Origin of the sequence: Aquabacterium commune (assembly GCF_004362855.1) — a bacterium.
GTDB lineage: Bacteria > Pseudomonadota > Gammaproteobacteria > Burkholderiales > Burkholderiaceae_C > Aquabacterium > Aquabacterium commune.
The window spans coordinates 306,467-318,894 of record NZ_SNXW01000003.1 but is presented as its reverse complement, the minus strand read 5'-3'; the positions used below and the strand labels follow the sequence as shown (position 1 = coordinate 318,894).

At 69.0% G+C, this 12,428-nt stretch carries 12 protein-coding genes; 5 read left to right on the top strand and 7 right to left on the bottom strand.

Features of this window, described 5'->3' with window-relative positions:
- Window positions 1–10: 10 nt before the first annotated feature.
- Both EV672_RS07630 and ychF read right to left on the bottom strand, forming a co-directional pair.
- Window positions 11–526, bottom strand: coding sequence for a chemotaxis protein CheW (locus EV672_RS07630; protein WP_243738590.1), 516 nt, complete (start codon window positions 524–526; stop codon window positions 11–13).
- Between the two features lie 212 nt (window positions 527–738).
- Complete coding sequence (gene ychF / locus EV672_RS07625; protein ID WP_133607890.1) at window positions 739–1,833, bottom strand: redox-regulated ATPase YchF; 1,095 nt, start codon at window positions 1,831–1,833, stop codon at window positions 739–741.
- Window positions 1,834–2,474: 641 nt separating this feature from the next.
- On the opposite strand from ychF, the gene EV672_RS07620 reads away from it, so the two are divergent.
- Window positions 2,475–3,743 (top strand): FAD-dependent monooxygenase, encoded by a 1,269-nt coding sequence (locus EV672_RS07620; RefSeq protein WP_243738575.1) that lies wholly within the window; start codon window positions 2,475–2,477, stop codon window positions 3,741–3,743.
- A 59-nt stretch (window positions 3,744–3,802) separates the two neighbouring features.
- The gene (locus tag EV672_RS07615) at window positions 3,803–4,558 is read left to right on the top strand and encodes a DsbC family protein (protein ID WP_133607888.1); all 756 of its coding nucleotides are present in this window, start codon (window positions 3,803–3,805) and stop codon (window positions 4,556–4,558) included.
- A 15-nt stretch (window positions 4,559–4,573) separates the two neighbouring features.
- On the opposite strand, the gene EV672_RS07610 is transcribed toward EV672_RS07615, so the two are convergent.
- The 5 genes from EV672_RS07610 to EV672_RS07590 form a co-directional block, all read right to left on the bottom strand.
- Window positions 4,574–5,788: a DUF3108 domain-containing protein gene (locus EV672_RS07610; RefSeq protein ID WP_133607886.1), complete on the bottom strand. Its 1,215-nt coding sequence runs from the start codon at window positions 5,786–5,788 to the stop codon at window positions 4,574–4,576.
- The gene (locus tag EV672_RS07605; protein WP_133607884.1) at window positions 5,785–7,623 is read right to left on the bottom strand and encodes a M61 family metallopeptidase; all 1,839 of its coding nucleotides are present in this window, start codon (window positions 7,621–7,623) and stop codon (window positions 5,785–5,787) included. Before EV672_RS07605 ends, EV672_RS07610 begins: the two co-directional genes overlap by 4 nt.
- 38 nt (window positions 7,624–7,661) lie before the next feature.
- Window positions 7,662–8,195: a DUF3429 domain-containing protein gene (locus EV672_RS07600; RefSeq protein ID WP_243738574.1), complete on the bottom strand. Its 534-nt coding sequence runs from the start codon at window positions 8,193–8,195 to the stop codon at window positions 7,662–7,664.
- A 68-nt stretch (window positions 8,196–8,263) separates the two neighbouring features.
- Window positions 8,264–9,103 (bottom strand): SAM-dependent methyltransferase, encoded by an 840-nt coding sequence (locus EV672_RS07595; protein WP_133607880.1) that lies wholly within the window; start codon window positions 9,101–9,103, stop codon window positions 8,264–8,266.
- Between the two features lie 91 nt (window positions 9,104–9,194).
- Window positions 9,195–9,884, bottom strand: coding sequence for a Maf family nucleotide pyrophosphatase (locus EV672_RS07590; protein ID WP_133608227.1), 690 nt, complete (start codon window positions 9,882–9,884; stop codon window positions 9,195–9,197).
- A 187-nt stretch (window positions 9,885–10,071) separates the two neighbouring features.
- Here EV672_RS07590 and EV672_RS07585 point away from each other — a divergent pair, with 187 nt between their 5' ends.
- From EV672_RS07585 to plsX, 3 genes are all read left to right on the top strand, one after another.
- Window positions 10,072–10,689 carry a YceD family protein gene (locus EV672_RS07585; RefSeq protein ID WP_133607878.1) on the top strand — a complete coding sequence of 206 codons (618 nt, stop codon included), beginning with the start codon at window positions 10,072–10,074 and terminating at the stop codon, window positions 10,687–10,689.
- 212 nt (window positions 10,690–10,901) lie between these two features.
- Window positions 10,902–11,087: a 50S ribosomal protein L32 gene (gene rpmF / locus EV672_RS07580; protein ID WP_133607876.1), complete on the top strand. Its 186-nt coding sequence runs from the start codon at window positions 10,902–10,904 to the stop codon at window positions 11,085–11,087.
- Window positions 11,088–11,349: 262 nt separating this feature from the next.
- A complete protein-coding gene (plsX, locus tag EV672_RS07575; RefSeq protein ID WP_424923130.1) occupies window positions 11,350–12,417 on the top strand; it encodes a phosphate acyltransferase PlsX in 1,068 nt (355 codons plus the stop codon).
- Window positions 12,418–12,428 lie beyond the last annotated feature (11 nt).

Sequence of the window (12,428 nt, the reverse complement as noted above, 5' to 3'; positions counted from 1 at the left end):
CAGCGCGATGTCACTGCGGGGTGGGCGTCAGGCTGTTGATCAGGCCCATCTCGGCGCTGCCCATCAGCGACTCGATGTCCATCAGGATCAGCAGTCGGTCGCTCACGTTGGCGATGCCGGTGATGTAGGTCGTGTCCACGATGGACGCGCTCATCTCGGGCGCCGGCTGGATCATCTGCTCCGACAGCTGCATCACGTCGCTGACCGAATCCACCACGGCACCGACCACGCGGCCCTTGACGTTCAGCACGATCACCACGGTGAAGCTGTTGATGTCGGTCTGGCCGTCGTCGTTGACGCAGTTGAACTTCACGCGCAGGTCCACGATCGGGACGATCACGCCGCGCAGGTTGACCACGCCCTTGAGGTAGGCGGGCGCGTTGGCGATCTTGGTGGGCTGCTCGTAGGAGCGGATCTCCTGAACCTTCAGGATGTCGATGCCGTACTCTTCAGTGCCCAGGCGGAACGTGAGGTATTCACGGCCTGCGGGCACGTGGCGCACCTGGCGCGCGGTGTTCTGGCGCATGCCGAAACCGGACGGGGCGGAGGCGCTGTCGGCGCGCGCGGGCGTGGCGGTCTGGGGTGCGACGGCTTGCAGGGTGTCCATGTCGGTCCTCTGTGGGGTGGTGAGGGGGGCCACAAAGTGGTCTCACGTGCCATATCGGCCGACCTGCCGGAAAACTGAAGGGGGCGACCCCGCATGCCGCGAAGCCGCCCCCCTGGTGGTGCCAATCTGTCTCAGACGTTGAACAGGAAGTTCAACACGTCGCCGTCCTTGACGATGTATTCCTTGCCTTCGGCGCGCATCTTGCCCGCGTCCTTGGCACCGGCTTCGCCCTTGTACTGGATGAAATCGTCGAAGGCGATGGTCTGGGCGCGGATGAAGCCCTTCTCGAAGTCGGTGTGGATCACGCCGGCCGCTTGCGGGGCGGTGGCGCCGATGGGCACGGTCCAGGCGCGCACTTCCTTGACGCCCGCGGTGAAGTAGGTCTGCAGGCCGAGCAGCTTGAAGCCCGCGCGGATCAGGCGGTTCAGGCCGGGTTCGGTCTGGCCCATTTCGGCCAGGAACATGGCGCGGTCTTCGTCTTCCATCTCGGACAGCTCGGCCTCGGTCTTGGCGCAAATCGCCACGACCTCGCCCTTTTGCGCCGCGGCGTATTCGCGCAGGCGGTCCAGGAAGGGGTTGTTCTCGAAGCCGGTCTCCGACACATTGCCCACGAACATGGCCGGCTTGGCCGTGATCAGGCACAGCGGCTTGAGGATGACCAGCTCTTCCTTGCTGAAGTCGATGGAGCGCACCGGCTGGGCCTGGTCCAGGGCCGCCTGGCACTTCTCCAGCACCTTCACCAGGGCGGCGGCTTCCTTGTCGTTGCCCGAGCGCGCGGCCTTGTTGTAGCGGTGCAGGCTTTTTTCCACGGTGCCCAGGTCGGCCAGGCACAGCTCGGTCTGGATGACCTCGATGTCGGCGATGGGGTCCACCTTGCCGGCCACGTGGATCACGTTGTCGTCTTCGAAGCAGCGCACCACGTTGACGATGGCGTCGGTTTCGCGGATGTGGCTGAGGAACTGGTTGCCCAGGCCTTCGCCCTGGGAGGCGCCCGCCACCAGGCCGGCGATGTCCACGAACTCGACGATGGCCGGCACGATGCGCTCGGGGCTGATGATCTCGGCCAGCTGCTGCAGGCGCGGGTCGGGCACTTCCACCACGCCGACGTTGGGCTCGATGGTGCAGAAGGGGTAGTTTTCAGCCGCGATGCCGGCCTTGGTCAGCGCGTTGAAGAGGGTGGACTTGCCGACGTTGGGCAGGCCCACGATGCCGCATTGGAGGCTCATGGAAATTTCCTTGTGGATCGGTCGCGGACGGGGCCTGGAGGCCCCTGCGTGGCGGACGTGCCTGATCCGGGTGTTGGGAGGCCGGGTGGACAAGGCGACGACGCGGTGTCGTGGCGACCCGTTGGGCCCCGGTTTGCAGGTGGTGATTGTAATGACCCCGGCGATGCAGCGGCCAAACCCTCGCGTGCAAGGCTGGGCGAGGGGTGCGCAAGCGGTGCACAGCGGTGCGCCGGCCGACTTGGGTTGCGCGCAAGGCGTTCCGTGTGGCGCGTGCCCCACCGAGGTGCATGCGCGAGCCGACCCGGGTGGCGCGCCAGGCTGTGGCGCTGCAGGCGCGGGCCGATGTGGGCGGCGTGTGTCGCGGAATGACTCGGGCGCAAGCCGATGTCGGTCGCGCGCCAGCCGATGTGGGTCGGGCGCAAGGGCGGTGAACTCGGCGTGTCGCTGACAAGGGGTGGCCGGCGGCACCCCACGGCTTGCGGGCGGCCCACAACGGCCGATGTCCCAGGAAATCCGCGCCAGCGGTGGTCGCGCTCGGGCGCCGCGCCGCCCAGACTGGAAAGCGCGTTAGATTAACGGCTGCCCCGGAACACCGGTTTGCGTGGCCGCCCGAGCTTGCCGCTTGCCTTGCCCGCCGCGCCGTGACCCTGTTCGCCCCTGTTGCCTTGCCCGCCCCGCCCGCCGTGACCCCATCGACCCCGCCTGTGCCCACCTCCTCGCGTGCATTGACGTTCGCCACGTCCGCGACATCCGCATCCGGCCGCGCCGATGTCTGCGTGAGCGGCTCCGGCGCCGTGGCCATGGCCCTCGCCCTGGCCTTGTCGGCCGAAGGCTTCTCGGTGGCCTGGGCGCGCGCCGAAGCCTTCGCCGCACAGCATTCGGCCGACGTGCGCACCTACGCGCTCAACGCCAGGGCCATCGCGCTGCTGACCCGCCTGCGGGTTTGGCCGGCCTTGCGCGAGTGGTCGGCTCCGGTCTTCGACATGCAGATCCGCGGTGACGACGGCGGCGCCCTGGCCTTTTCCGCCTGGCAGCAGCACCTGACCGAGCTGGCCTGGATCGCCGATGCCGGCGCCCTGGAGCGCCTCTTGAGCGAGGCCCTGCGCTACGCCCCGCGCGTCACGGTGGTGCCGCCCTTGCAAGACGGCCGCGCGCCCGTGCCCTGCGACCTGCTGGCCATCTGCGAAGGCAAGCACTCCGACACCCGCCGCGCGCTCGGCGTGTCGTTCGACCGCCAGGACTATGGCCACTGGGGCGTCGCCGCCCGCCTGCGCGCCAGCCGCCCGCACCAGGGCGTGGCGCGCCAGTGGTTCCGCGCGCCCGACGTGCTGGCCCTGCTGCCCTTCAACCAGCCCGAGCCCGAGGCGTCTTACGGCCTGGTCTGGTCGGTGCCCGAGGCCCGCGCCAGCGAGCTGCTGGACCTGCCGCCCGCTGCTTTCGAAGCGGCCTTGCGCGAAGCCATTGCGCAGTCCCAGCCCGAGGCCCTGGCGCAGGTGGGCGAACTGAGCCTGGCCTCCGAGGTGGCCTCGTGGCCGCTGGCCCTGGCCCAGGCCGAGCGCTGGACGGGGCCGGGGTGGGTTTTGCTGGGCGATGCGGCCCACCAGATGCACCCGCTGGCCGGACAGGGCCTCAACCTGGGCCTGGCCGATGTCGATACCCTGGTGTCGGTGCTGCGCGATGCCCGCCTGCAGGAGCCCTGGCGCACGGCCGGCGACGAACGCACCCTGCGCCGCTACGCCCGCCGCCGCGAATGGCCCACGCGCAGCATGGCCACCCTCACCGATGGCATGCTGCAACTGTTCGCCGACGAGCGCGGGCCGCTCAAGGCGGTGCGCAACACCGGCATGCGCCTGGTCGAACAGCTGGGCCCCATCAAAACCTGGCTGGTGGGCCGGGCGCTGGGCGGCTGATGCTCGCCTGTGCCGATGCCTGCCTGATTTCCCTTTTCACTCCTCCTTCAGGATCCCGCATGAAACCGATTTTCCGAAGCCTGCTGGCCGCCGGGCTCTGCCTGAGCCTGCTGGGCGTGGCCGATGCCCAGTCGGGCGAGCTGTCTGCCGCGCAACTGGCCGCCATCAAACAAAAGCTGGCGCAGCGCCTGCCCGATCTGCCCCCGGTGGACTCGGCCCGCACCTCGCCCATCAACGGCCTGGTCGAGCTCAAGGCCGGCAGCAATGTGTTCTACGCCGATGCCGCCGGCGAGTACCTGATCGAGGGCCACCTCATCGAGACGCGCAGCCAGCGCAACCTCACCGAAGAGCGCCTGGACGAGATCAACCGCGTGGACGTGGCCAGCATGCCGGTCAAGGACGCGATCGTGTGGAAGTCGGGCACGGGCAAGCGCCGCCTGGTGATCTTCGCCGACCCGAACTGCGGTTACTGCAAGCAGCTGGAGCGCGATGTCCAGAAGCTCAAGGACGTGACCGTCCACACCTACCTGATCGGCATCCTGGGCGAGGATTCGCGCGCCAAGGTTGACAACCTCTGGTGCTCGCGCGACCGCACCCAGGCCTGGCTGGACTGGATGCTGCAAGGCGTGACGCCACCCAAGGCCATGGGCGCCTGCGGTTCGCCGGGCCAGCGCAACCTGGCGCTGGCGCAAAAGCTGCGCGTCAATGGCACGCCGGCCATCTTCTTCGAGGATGGCAGCCGACTGCCCGGTGCCGCCAACGCGGCCACGCTGGAGCAGCGCATGGTCAAGGCCAGCGCCAAGACCGGCGGCTGAGCCCGGATCACCGACTCACGGCGCGGGCGGGGCGCCTTCTCCCGGCGCCTGCTGGGGCGCGCGGTTCATCTGCATGTCCATGTACACGTCGTCGCTCATCTTGATGTAGATGCGCACCGGCAGGTACTGCAGGCCGGGCGCGAACCACACGTCGGCAGGCAGGGCGCCGCCATCGGTGACGGTCTTGCGCGGCCGCACATGCACCGTCGGCACGTCGCCAATCGGGGTGCGCACCACGTCGTTGCCGACCACGTCGAAGGTCAGCTGCTCCAGCTTGCGCAGCGTGACCACGTTCAGCGCGAAGCTGCTGCCCGGCTTGAGCAGGTCGGGGCGGAGCGTGAACTGGTAGGCCAGCTGGATCATGAAGCTGGCCGGGTCCTGCACCTCGGGCGGGCGCGGGTAGCGTTTGCCGTCGGGGTGGGTGACCTCGTCTTCCTCCAGCTTGATGAGCCGCGGGGCGGACGTCTTGATCAGCAGGCGGTTGGTGTTCTCGTACAGCTTGGGGTGCAGGCCCTGCGGCTGGATCTCGCCCTCGCTGGTCAGGCGCCAGGAGCCCAGTGGCGCGAAGCTGGGGCCGATGCTGGCGTCGATGTGGACCTGGTAGCGGCTGTCCTGGCGCACCCATTCCACCGAGGCCTGGCCCGACACGGGGCCGCGGAAGTAGCCCTCCAGCTTGTAGCTGACCTTGGTGGCCTGGGGCCAGACGAAGGCGCGGCCGCTGTTCGGACCGCTGGCGCCCATGCTGGGGACGCTGGCCGCGGCCACCGCGCTGTTGGCTGTGCTGGCGGGTGCGTTGGCGGATGCCGATGCCGCCAGTGCCGATGTTGCGGCGGCGGATGCGGCAGGCTCGGGCGAGGGCTGTGTCGCGCTGGCGGCGTCGGCCAGCACCTCGGGCTTGGAGGCGGCCTCGTCAGGCTGTGAGGCCGCCTTGGCCACCTTGGGGGGCTTGGTGGGCTTGGGTTTTGCCTTCTTCGGCGCGGCGGCGGCAGCCTGGGGCGCTGCGGCTTGCACCATGGCCGGCGCGGGTGGGGCGGCGGGCGGCTCGGTCAGGCGAACTTCGCTGACGTAGGTGGCGTCCATGCGCTTGATGCTGGCATCGGCCGGCTTGAGGCCTTGCATCTCCTGCAGCACCGCGCCCGTCAGCAGCACGTGGGCCAGCACCACGGCGGCGGCCAGCAGTGCGACCACGCCTGCGCGGCTGCTCAATGGCCGCTTGCGTTTGTCGTTCATCGGCGGCCCAACCACGCTTCGCGGCGCTTGGCCGTGTCTGCGCCTGCGCTGGCGACCGAGACATCGGCCAGGGTCAGCCCGACGACATCGGCCGCGCACAGCGGCGCGTCAGAGGCCTTCGCGGCCACGGGCGCGCCCAGCGCTTTCAGGGGCAAGGTCAGCAGGCGCTGGTCTCGGCAGACCAGCAGGGTTTGCGCGCGCGCGGCGTCGTGCCACTGCACCAGGTCGTCGATGCGGCGCAGGCGCCAGCCGTCCAGGGCCAGGCACTCGTCGCCTGCGCTCATGCCGGCGGCTTCGGCCAGGCCCCCGCGCATCACGGCTTGCACCTTGAGCACGCCCTGCGCTTCGGACAAGCGCACGCCCAGGCGCTGCGGCAGCGGTGCGGCCTTGCTCAGCCATTGCACGCCGTGGGCGGCCAGCAGGCGGGGCAGGGGCAGCTCGTCGCACCCCTCGGTCCAGCGGTGCAACAGGGCCTGCCAGCTGTCGGCGGCGGCATCGGCGTTCTGCAAGGCGTCGGTGTCCGGCGGCCGGCCGGCCACGTCGCTCAGGGCCTGGGCCACATCGGCTTCGGTGATGGGGCGGCGCAAGGCCCACAAGGCCTTCATCACGCCATCGAGCGAGGGCTGGCCCGCTTCGGTGGCGGGCAGCAGGCGCAGGCTGAGGTCCAGCGCCAGACCGACCAAGGCGCCCTTGGTGTAGTAGCTGACCGTCGCGTTGGCGGTGTTCTCGTCGGGGCGGTAGTAGCGCGTCCAGGCGTCGAAGCTGGCCTGGCCCACGCTGTGGCTGAAGCGCCCGGGCGTGGTCCGCACCTGGTTGATCGCCTTGGTGACCAGCTTCAGGTAGGTGGGGCCGTCGATGAGGCCGGTGCGCAGCAGGAACTGGTCGTCGTAATAGGACGTGAAGCCTTCGAAGAACCACAGCATGCGCGTGTGGTTCTCGGTGGTGAGGTCATAGGGCGCGAAGGCCGTGGGCTTGAGCCGCTTGACGTTCCAGGTGTGGAAGTACTCGTGGCTGATGAGGCCCAGCAGCGTCGTGTAGGCGTCGGTGGGCACCGGGCGGCCTTGGCGGGGCAGGTCCTTGCGCGCGCAGATCAGCGCGGTGCTCTGGCGGTGCTCCAGGCCACCGTAGCCATCTTCCACGGCGTTGAGCATGAAGACGTAGTGGTCGAAGTCGGGCTTGCGCCGGCCGTGCCAGAACAGGATCTGCGCTTCGCAGATGCGACGGGTGTCGGCCAGCAGGCGCTCGCCATCCAGATCCGCGCTGGCGCCCGACACCACGAACTCGTGGCGCACGCCGCGCACGGTGAACTCGCCGCGCCAGAAGGTGCCCATCTCGACCGGGTGGTCGATGAGGGCGTCGTAGTCGGGCGCTTCGTACACGCCCGCGCCTTGCGCATTGACCTTGATCGCCGGCAGCGCCGTGGCCACTTGCCAGCCGCGCGGCAGGCCCGCCAGCGTCACGCGCTGGGGCTGGTCTTCGAAGCCCTCGGCCTGCAGGAAGACGCTGGTGCCGTTGAAGAAGCCGCGTTGCGCGTCCAGGAAGGCCGCGCGCACCGAGGTGTCGAAAGCATGGACCTCGTAGCGCACCGTGAGCGCGCCGCGGCCTTCCGTGGCGACCTCCCAGGTGGCCTTGTCCATCTGCATCACCGGGCGCGCTTGACCGCCTTGCTCGGCGCTCAGTGGCGACAGGTGGCGGACAAACTCCCGGATCAGGTAGCTGCCAGGGATCCACGCGGGCAGGCGCAGGCGCTGGTAAGCCGCGGGCTTGGCCACCCGCATCGTGACCAGGAAACGGTGGCTGTGGACATCGGCCACCTCGACGCGGAATTCGATCATGCAGGGCTTTTCGGGGGGAAGGATGTGCGGCTTGGGGCTCAGATTTGCGCGGCGGCCAGGAAGCAGCTCAGGCTGGCCACCACCGTCAGGCGAAAGCGCAGCGTCAGCCAGCCCGACACGCCCAGCTCCAGGTAGTGCTTGCGGTCCAGCAGGTAGCAGGCGATGAGCAGGGCGCCCATCACGACCAGGCCAGCGTGCGGCGGCATCAGCAAGGCCAGCCAGGCGGCCAGCGAGAACGCGATGCCTGTCCACAGGGCGCGGCGCTGGTAGCCCGGCGAGAGCGCACCGGCTTCGGAGCTGCCCATGACCAGGCCCCAGCGCATGCCGCCCAGGAAGGACACGATCAGCGCGCCATAGCTGGCCAGTGCGCGCACGACGAAAGCAAAGGGTTCGTCGTCGATGCGCCCGACCAGCAGCCACACGAACACGGCACCGGCCGCGAAGGGGATCAGGCCGGCATAGCCCAGGCGCAGGGCCAGCTCGCTCGGTTCAGGGTGGTGGGCCGCGGCGGGCACGGCGTGGTGGGCGGTCATGGGGGCTTTGGGGTTGGGGGCAGGGGCATCGGCGAGCATGCCGTGATTGTGTCAAGAAGTGGTGTCATTCACATGCTTCAAGTCCAGGGCCAGCGCATGCGCCGCCATCAGACGGCCAGCCAGGAAAACACGGCAGGCACATCCGTGGGCAAATCCAGGGGCCGGTTGCGCCAGTGCGCCACGGTGTCGGTGTGGCTGAAGCCGCCGTCCAGCGTCAGGCCGCAGCTCACGCTCAGCCAGGTCTGCGGCTGCAAATGGGCCAGCAGGGCCTGCCACAGCGCGGGGTTGCGGTAGGGCGTCTCGATCACCAGCTGCGTTTGTTGCGCCTTGCGCGAGGCCAACTCCAACTCACGGATGCGCTGCGCCCGCTGGCTGCCATCCACCGGCAGGTAGCCGACGAAGGCGAAGCTCTGGCCCTGCAAGCCGCTGGCCGCCAGCGCCAGCACCAGCGAGCTCGGCCCCGACATCGGCACCACCTGCAGGCCCAGTTGGTGGGCAGCGCGCACCACGGCCGCGCCCGGGTCGGCCACGCCCGGCAGGCCGGCCTCGGACATCAACCCGATGTCATGGCCTTGCACGGCAGGCGCCAGCAGCGTGGCCAGCGCGCGCGCGGTGGTCGCAGCGTCTGGCTGGCAGTCGCCCTTGGCACCGGCTTTGGCCCCGCCCTTGGTCGGCCTGGGCAATTCGGCGATGTGCATGGCTTGCAGCGGGGCGGCCAGCGCTTCGACCTCGGCCACCCGCTTGAGGAAGGCCCGCGTGCTTTTGGCGTTCTCGGCCACCCAGTGCGTCAGCCGGGCGGCGGCGCGGATGGCGCCCACCGGCAGCACGTCGCGCAGGTCGGGCGCGGGGGCGTCCGGCGCGATGCAGCCCAGGTCCAGCGTGTTGGGGATGAGCAGCAGGCGGCCAGGGCGGGGGGGGATCGTGGGCTCAGGGGTGTGGTCGGGCATGGCGGCGTTCGGGGGCGATCTGTCGGGATGCGTTTGTCGGGATGCGGTCACGGTGTGCCGCGGGCTTGCCTGGCTGGATGGGGCTGCCGTTTCAGCGCGGCATCGCCCGCAGCGCTGCGAGCACGTCCAGCCCGGCCTCGCGCAGCAGCCGCGTCGTGAGGATGAGGGGCAGGCCGATCAGCGAGGTCGGGTCGTCCGACGCGATGCGCGCCAGCAGGCCGATGCCCAGGCCTTCGCACTTCGCGCTGCCTGCGCAGTCATAGGGCTGCTCCAGCCGCAGGTAGGTGTCGATGTCTTCGTCGCTCAGGTCGCGGAAAGTCACGGCCACGCTGTCCACCGCGCACACGTCGAAGCCGGTGCGCGGCCGCAGCACGCACACGGCCGTGTGGAAGTGCACGGTGCGTCCGCGCATCGCGCGCAGCTGCGCCACGGCGCGTTCGTGCGTGCCCGGCTTGCCCAGTGGCACCCCGTCCAGATCGGCCACCTGGTCCGAGCCGATGACGACGGTGTCCTCTGTGTGGGCTGCAGCGCTGTGAGCAGACCCGTCGGGTGCCTTCGTCTGCGTGACTGGGTGCGTGACTGGGTGCGTGACTGCCTGCGCCACCGCACCAGCTTTGGCCCGCGCCAGCCGCAAGGCCAGATCGCGGGGGGCTTCGTCGGGCAGCGGTGTTTCGTCGGTCTGTGGCGCGACGGCGGTGAACGGCAAGCCCAACCGGGCCAGCAAGTCGCGGCGGTAGACCGATGTCGAGGCCAACACCAGGGCGGGCATCTTTGGGGACATCGGTGGGGGCAGCGGCACGGCGGCGGCGCCAGGGGGCTGGTGCGGCTGGTGCTGCTGGGCGTTGGGGTGGTCGGGTGTCTGGCGGGTGTCGCGCATGCTGCATTGTCTCCGGGTTCTGGCGGTGCGAAGCCGTGCTCGCTGCACCGGCTGGCGCGGGCCTGCGCGCTGCGCCCACTACACTGGCGGCATGAAACCGCGCAGTTTTGTTCCTGAAAAGCTCGACATCCAGGCCTTCATCGAAGAAGGCGCCGCCTTGAGTGGCGAGTTGCCCGTCGCAGCCTTGACGCGTGTGGCGGCCGGCTTGATGCCTGGCCTCGACCTGGGTCACCTGCCCGCCGTGCGCTGGTCGGCGCAGGGCAGGGTGGTGCCGCAGCGCGTGGGCGGCCCCCAGCTCTGGCTCGATCTGCAAGCCGAAGCCGAGCTGGAATGGGAGTGCCAGCGCTGCCTGCACGGCGTGCGCGAGCCCCTGGTCATCGACCTGCAGATCCGCTTTGCCCGTGACGAGGCCGAGGCCGCCCGCCTGGACGCCGAGTCCGACGAGGACGTGCTGCCCCTGGCGCGCCACATCAATTTGCTTGATTTGCTGGAAGACGAGCTGATCATGGCGCAGCCGCTGGTGCCGCGCCATGACGTGTGCCCTACCGACGTCGAGGCGCTGATGTGCGATGAGCGCGAAACCCCCGTGCCGGGTGCGCCCGCCCCGACGTCCACGCAAGCCGAAGCGGCGGACACCCCGGAGCCCGCCAGGCAGAAGCCGCATCCTTTCGCGGCATTGGCCGCACTCAAGAAGCCGCCCAAAGCTTGACGGGTGGCAGAAATTGATATTCCGGCAGTGCTTGTGCTAGAATCGCGAGTTTTCCGGATGTGTGACAGCCAATTGCAGCTCTTGCAAGCTTTCAGATTGGCAAAATAGCCGTCCGGCTCTTACTTTCATCGCAACCCTGATCGACGCTCACGGCAGCCTGCGGCTGGCGATGTGCGCAGCAGATCCCTGGCAAGATTGCCCCGGAGTCCAACATGGCCGTTCAGCAAAACAAGAAGTCGCCCTCCAAGCGTGGCATGCACCGCTCGCACAACGCTTTGGTCACCCCCGGCACCGCCGTGGAAGCCACCACGGGTGAAGTGCACCTGCGTCACCACATCAGCGCCACCGGTTTCTACCGTGGTCGCAAGGTGCTGAAAACGAAGGCCGACGCCTCCTGATCCAACACAACCACTGACCGTGGTCCTCGCCCGTGACAACGGGCGCACCACGCTCAGCCAAGGTGCAAGACACACTTGCCATTGGGGCTGGACAACCTGCTGACACAGGTTTGCCGGCCCTTGTCTTTTGCCGGCTGCCTTGTCGGCGCATCGTTGTTGCCCATCCATGACACTTGCAGTTCCCACCCAGCCCCACCCCTCCCAGGACGCGTCTTCGGTCGCGGGTGCCACTCGGGGGGCGGACCGCAGCGTCCTGTCGCCCGTGCGCATCTCGGTGGACTGCATGGGTGGCGACCACGGCCCCTCGGTGACGCTGCCGGCCTGCCAGGCCTTCCTGGCGGCGCACCCCGAAGCCGAGTTGCTGCTGGTGGGGCAGGCCGAGGCCTTGTCCGTGGCCCGTGATTGGCCGCGTTGCCGCATCGTCGAGGCCAGCGAAGTCGTCACCATGGACGACCCGGTGGAAGTCGCGCTGCGCCGCAAGAAGGATTCGTCCATGCGCGTGGCCATCGGCCAGGTCAAGTCCACGGCCGATCAGCCCGCTGCCGCGCACGCCTGCGTCTCTGCGGGCAACACCGGCGCCCTGATGGCCCTGGCGCGCTACCTGCTCAAGACCGTCGAAGGCATCGACCGCCCGGCGCTGGCCACCGTCATGCCCAACCAGCACGACGGCTTCACCACCGTGCTGGACCTCGGCGCCAACGTGGACTGCACCGCCGAGCACCTGCTCCAGTTCGCCGTCATGGGCTCGGCCCTGGTGTCGGCCGTCGATGGCAAGCCCTCGCCCAGCGTGGGCCTGCTCAACATCGGCGAAGAGGTCATCAAGGGCAGCGAAGTGATCAAGCAGGCGGGCGAATTGCTCCGCCAGGCGCACGAACGCGGCCTCATCAACTTCCACGGCAACGTCGAAGGCAACGACATTTTCAAGGGCACCTCCGACATCGTGGTCTGCGATGGCTTCGTCGGCAACGTCGCCTTGAAGACCGCCGAGGGCCTGGCGGGCATGTTCGCGTCCTTCATCAAGCAAGAGTTCACGCGCAACATCCTCACCAAAATGGTGGCATTGGTCGCGATGCCGGTGCTAAATCGCTTCAAAAGGCGCGTTGACCACCGTCGCTACAGCGGCGCGGCCCTGCTCGGCCTGCGCGGGCTGGTGTTCAAGAGCCACGGTTCTTCGGATGCACTTGCTTTTGAAGTCGCCTTGAATCGCGCTTATGATGCGGCCCGTCACCGACTGCTGGAACGGGTCCACGACCAGATCGCAGCCACGCTTGTCAGCCTGCCCACCACGGCAGAGTCTGCAGCCGTGGCCGATGTGGGACAAGCGGCCTGATCCCATTTTCA

Excerpts from the sequence above, each read along its gene's own strand:
- EV672_RS07630 (WP_243738590.1), bottom strand. The coding sequence starts at position 526 with ATGCGCCAGAACACCGCGCGCCAGGTGCGCCACGTGCCCGCAGGCCGT.
- ychF (WP_133607890.1), bottom strand. The coding sequence starts at position 1,833 with ATGAGCCTCCAATGCGGCATCGTGGGCCTGCCCAACGTCGGCAAGTCC.
- EV672_RS07615 (WP_133607888.1), top strand. The coding sequence starts at position 3,803 with ATGAAACCGATTTTCCGAAGCCTGCTGGCCGCCGGGCTCTGCCTGAGC.
- EV672_RS07610 (WP_133607886.1), bottom strand. The coding sequence starts at position 5,788 with ATGAACGACAAACGCAAGCGGCCATTGAGCAGCCGCGCAGGCGTGGTC.
- EV672_RS07605 (WP_133607884.1), bottom strand. The coding sequence starts at position 7,623 with ATGATCGAATTCCGCGTCGAGGTGGCCGATGTCCACAGCCACCGTTTC.
- EV672_RS07600 (WP_243738574.1), bottom strand. The coding sequence starts at position 8,195 with ATGCTCGCCGATGCCCCTGCCCCCAACCCCAAAGCCCCCATGACCGCC.
- EV672_RS07595 (WP_133607880.1), bottom strand. The coding sequence starts at position 9,103 with ATGCCCGACCACACCCCTGAGCCCACGATCCCCCCCCGCCCTGGCCGC.
- EV672_RS07590 (WP_133608227.1), bottom strand. The coding sequence starts at position 9,884 with ATGTCCCCAAAGATGCCCGCCCTGGTGTTGGCCTCGACATCGGTCTAC.
- EV672_RS07585 (WP_133607878.1), top strand. The coding sequence starts at position 10,072 with ATGAAACCGCGCAGTTTTGTTCCTGAAAAGCTCGACATCCAGGCCTTC.
- rpmF (WP_133607876.1), top strand. The coding sequence starts at position 10,902 with ATGGCCGTTCAGCAAAACAAGAAGTCGCCCTCCAAGCGTGGCATGCAC.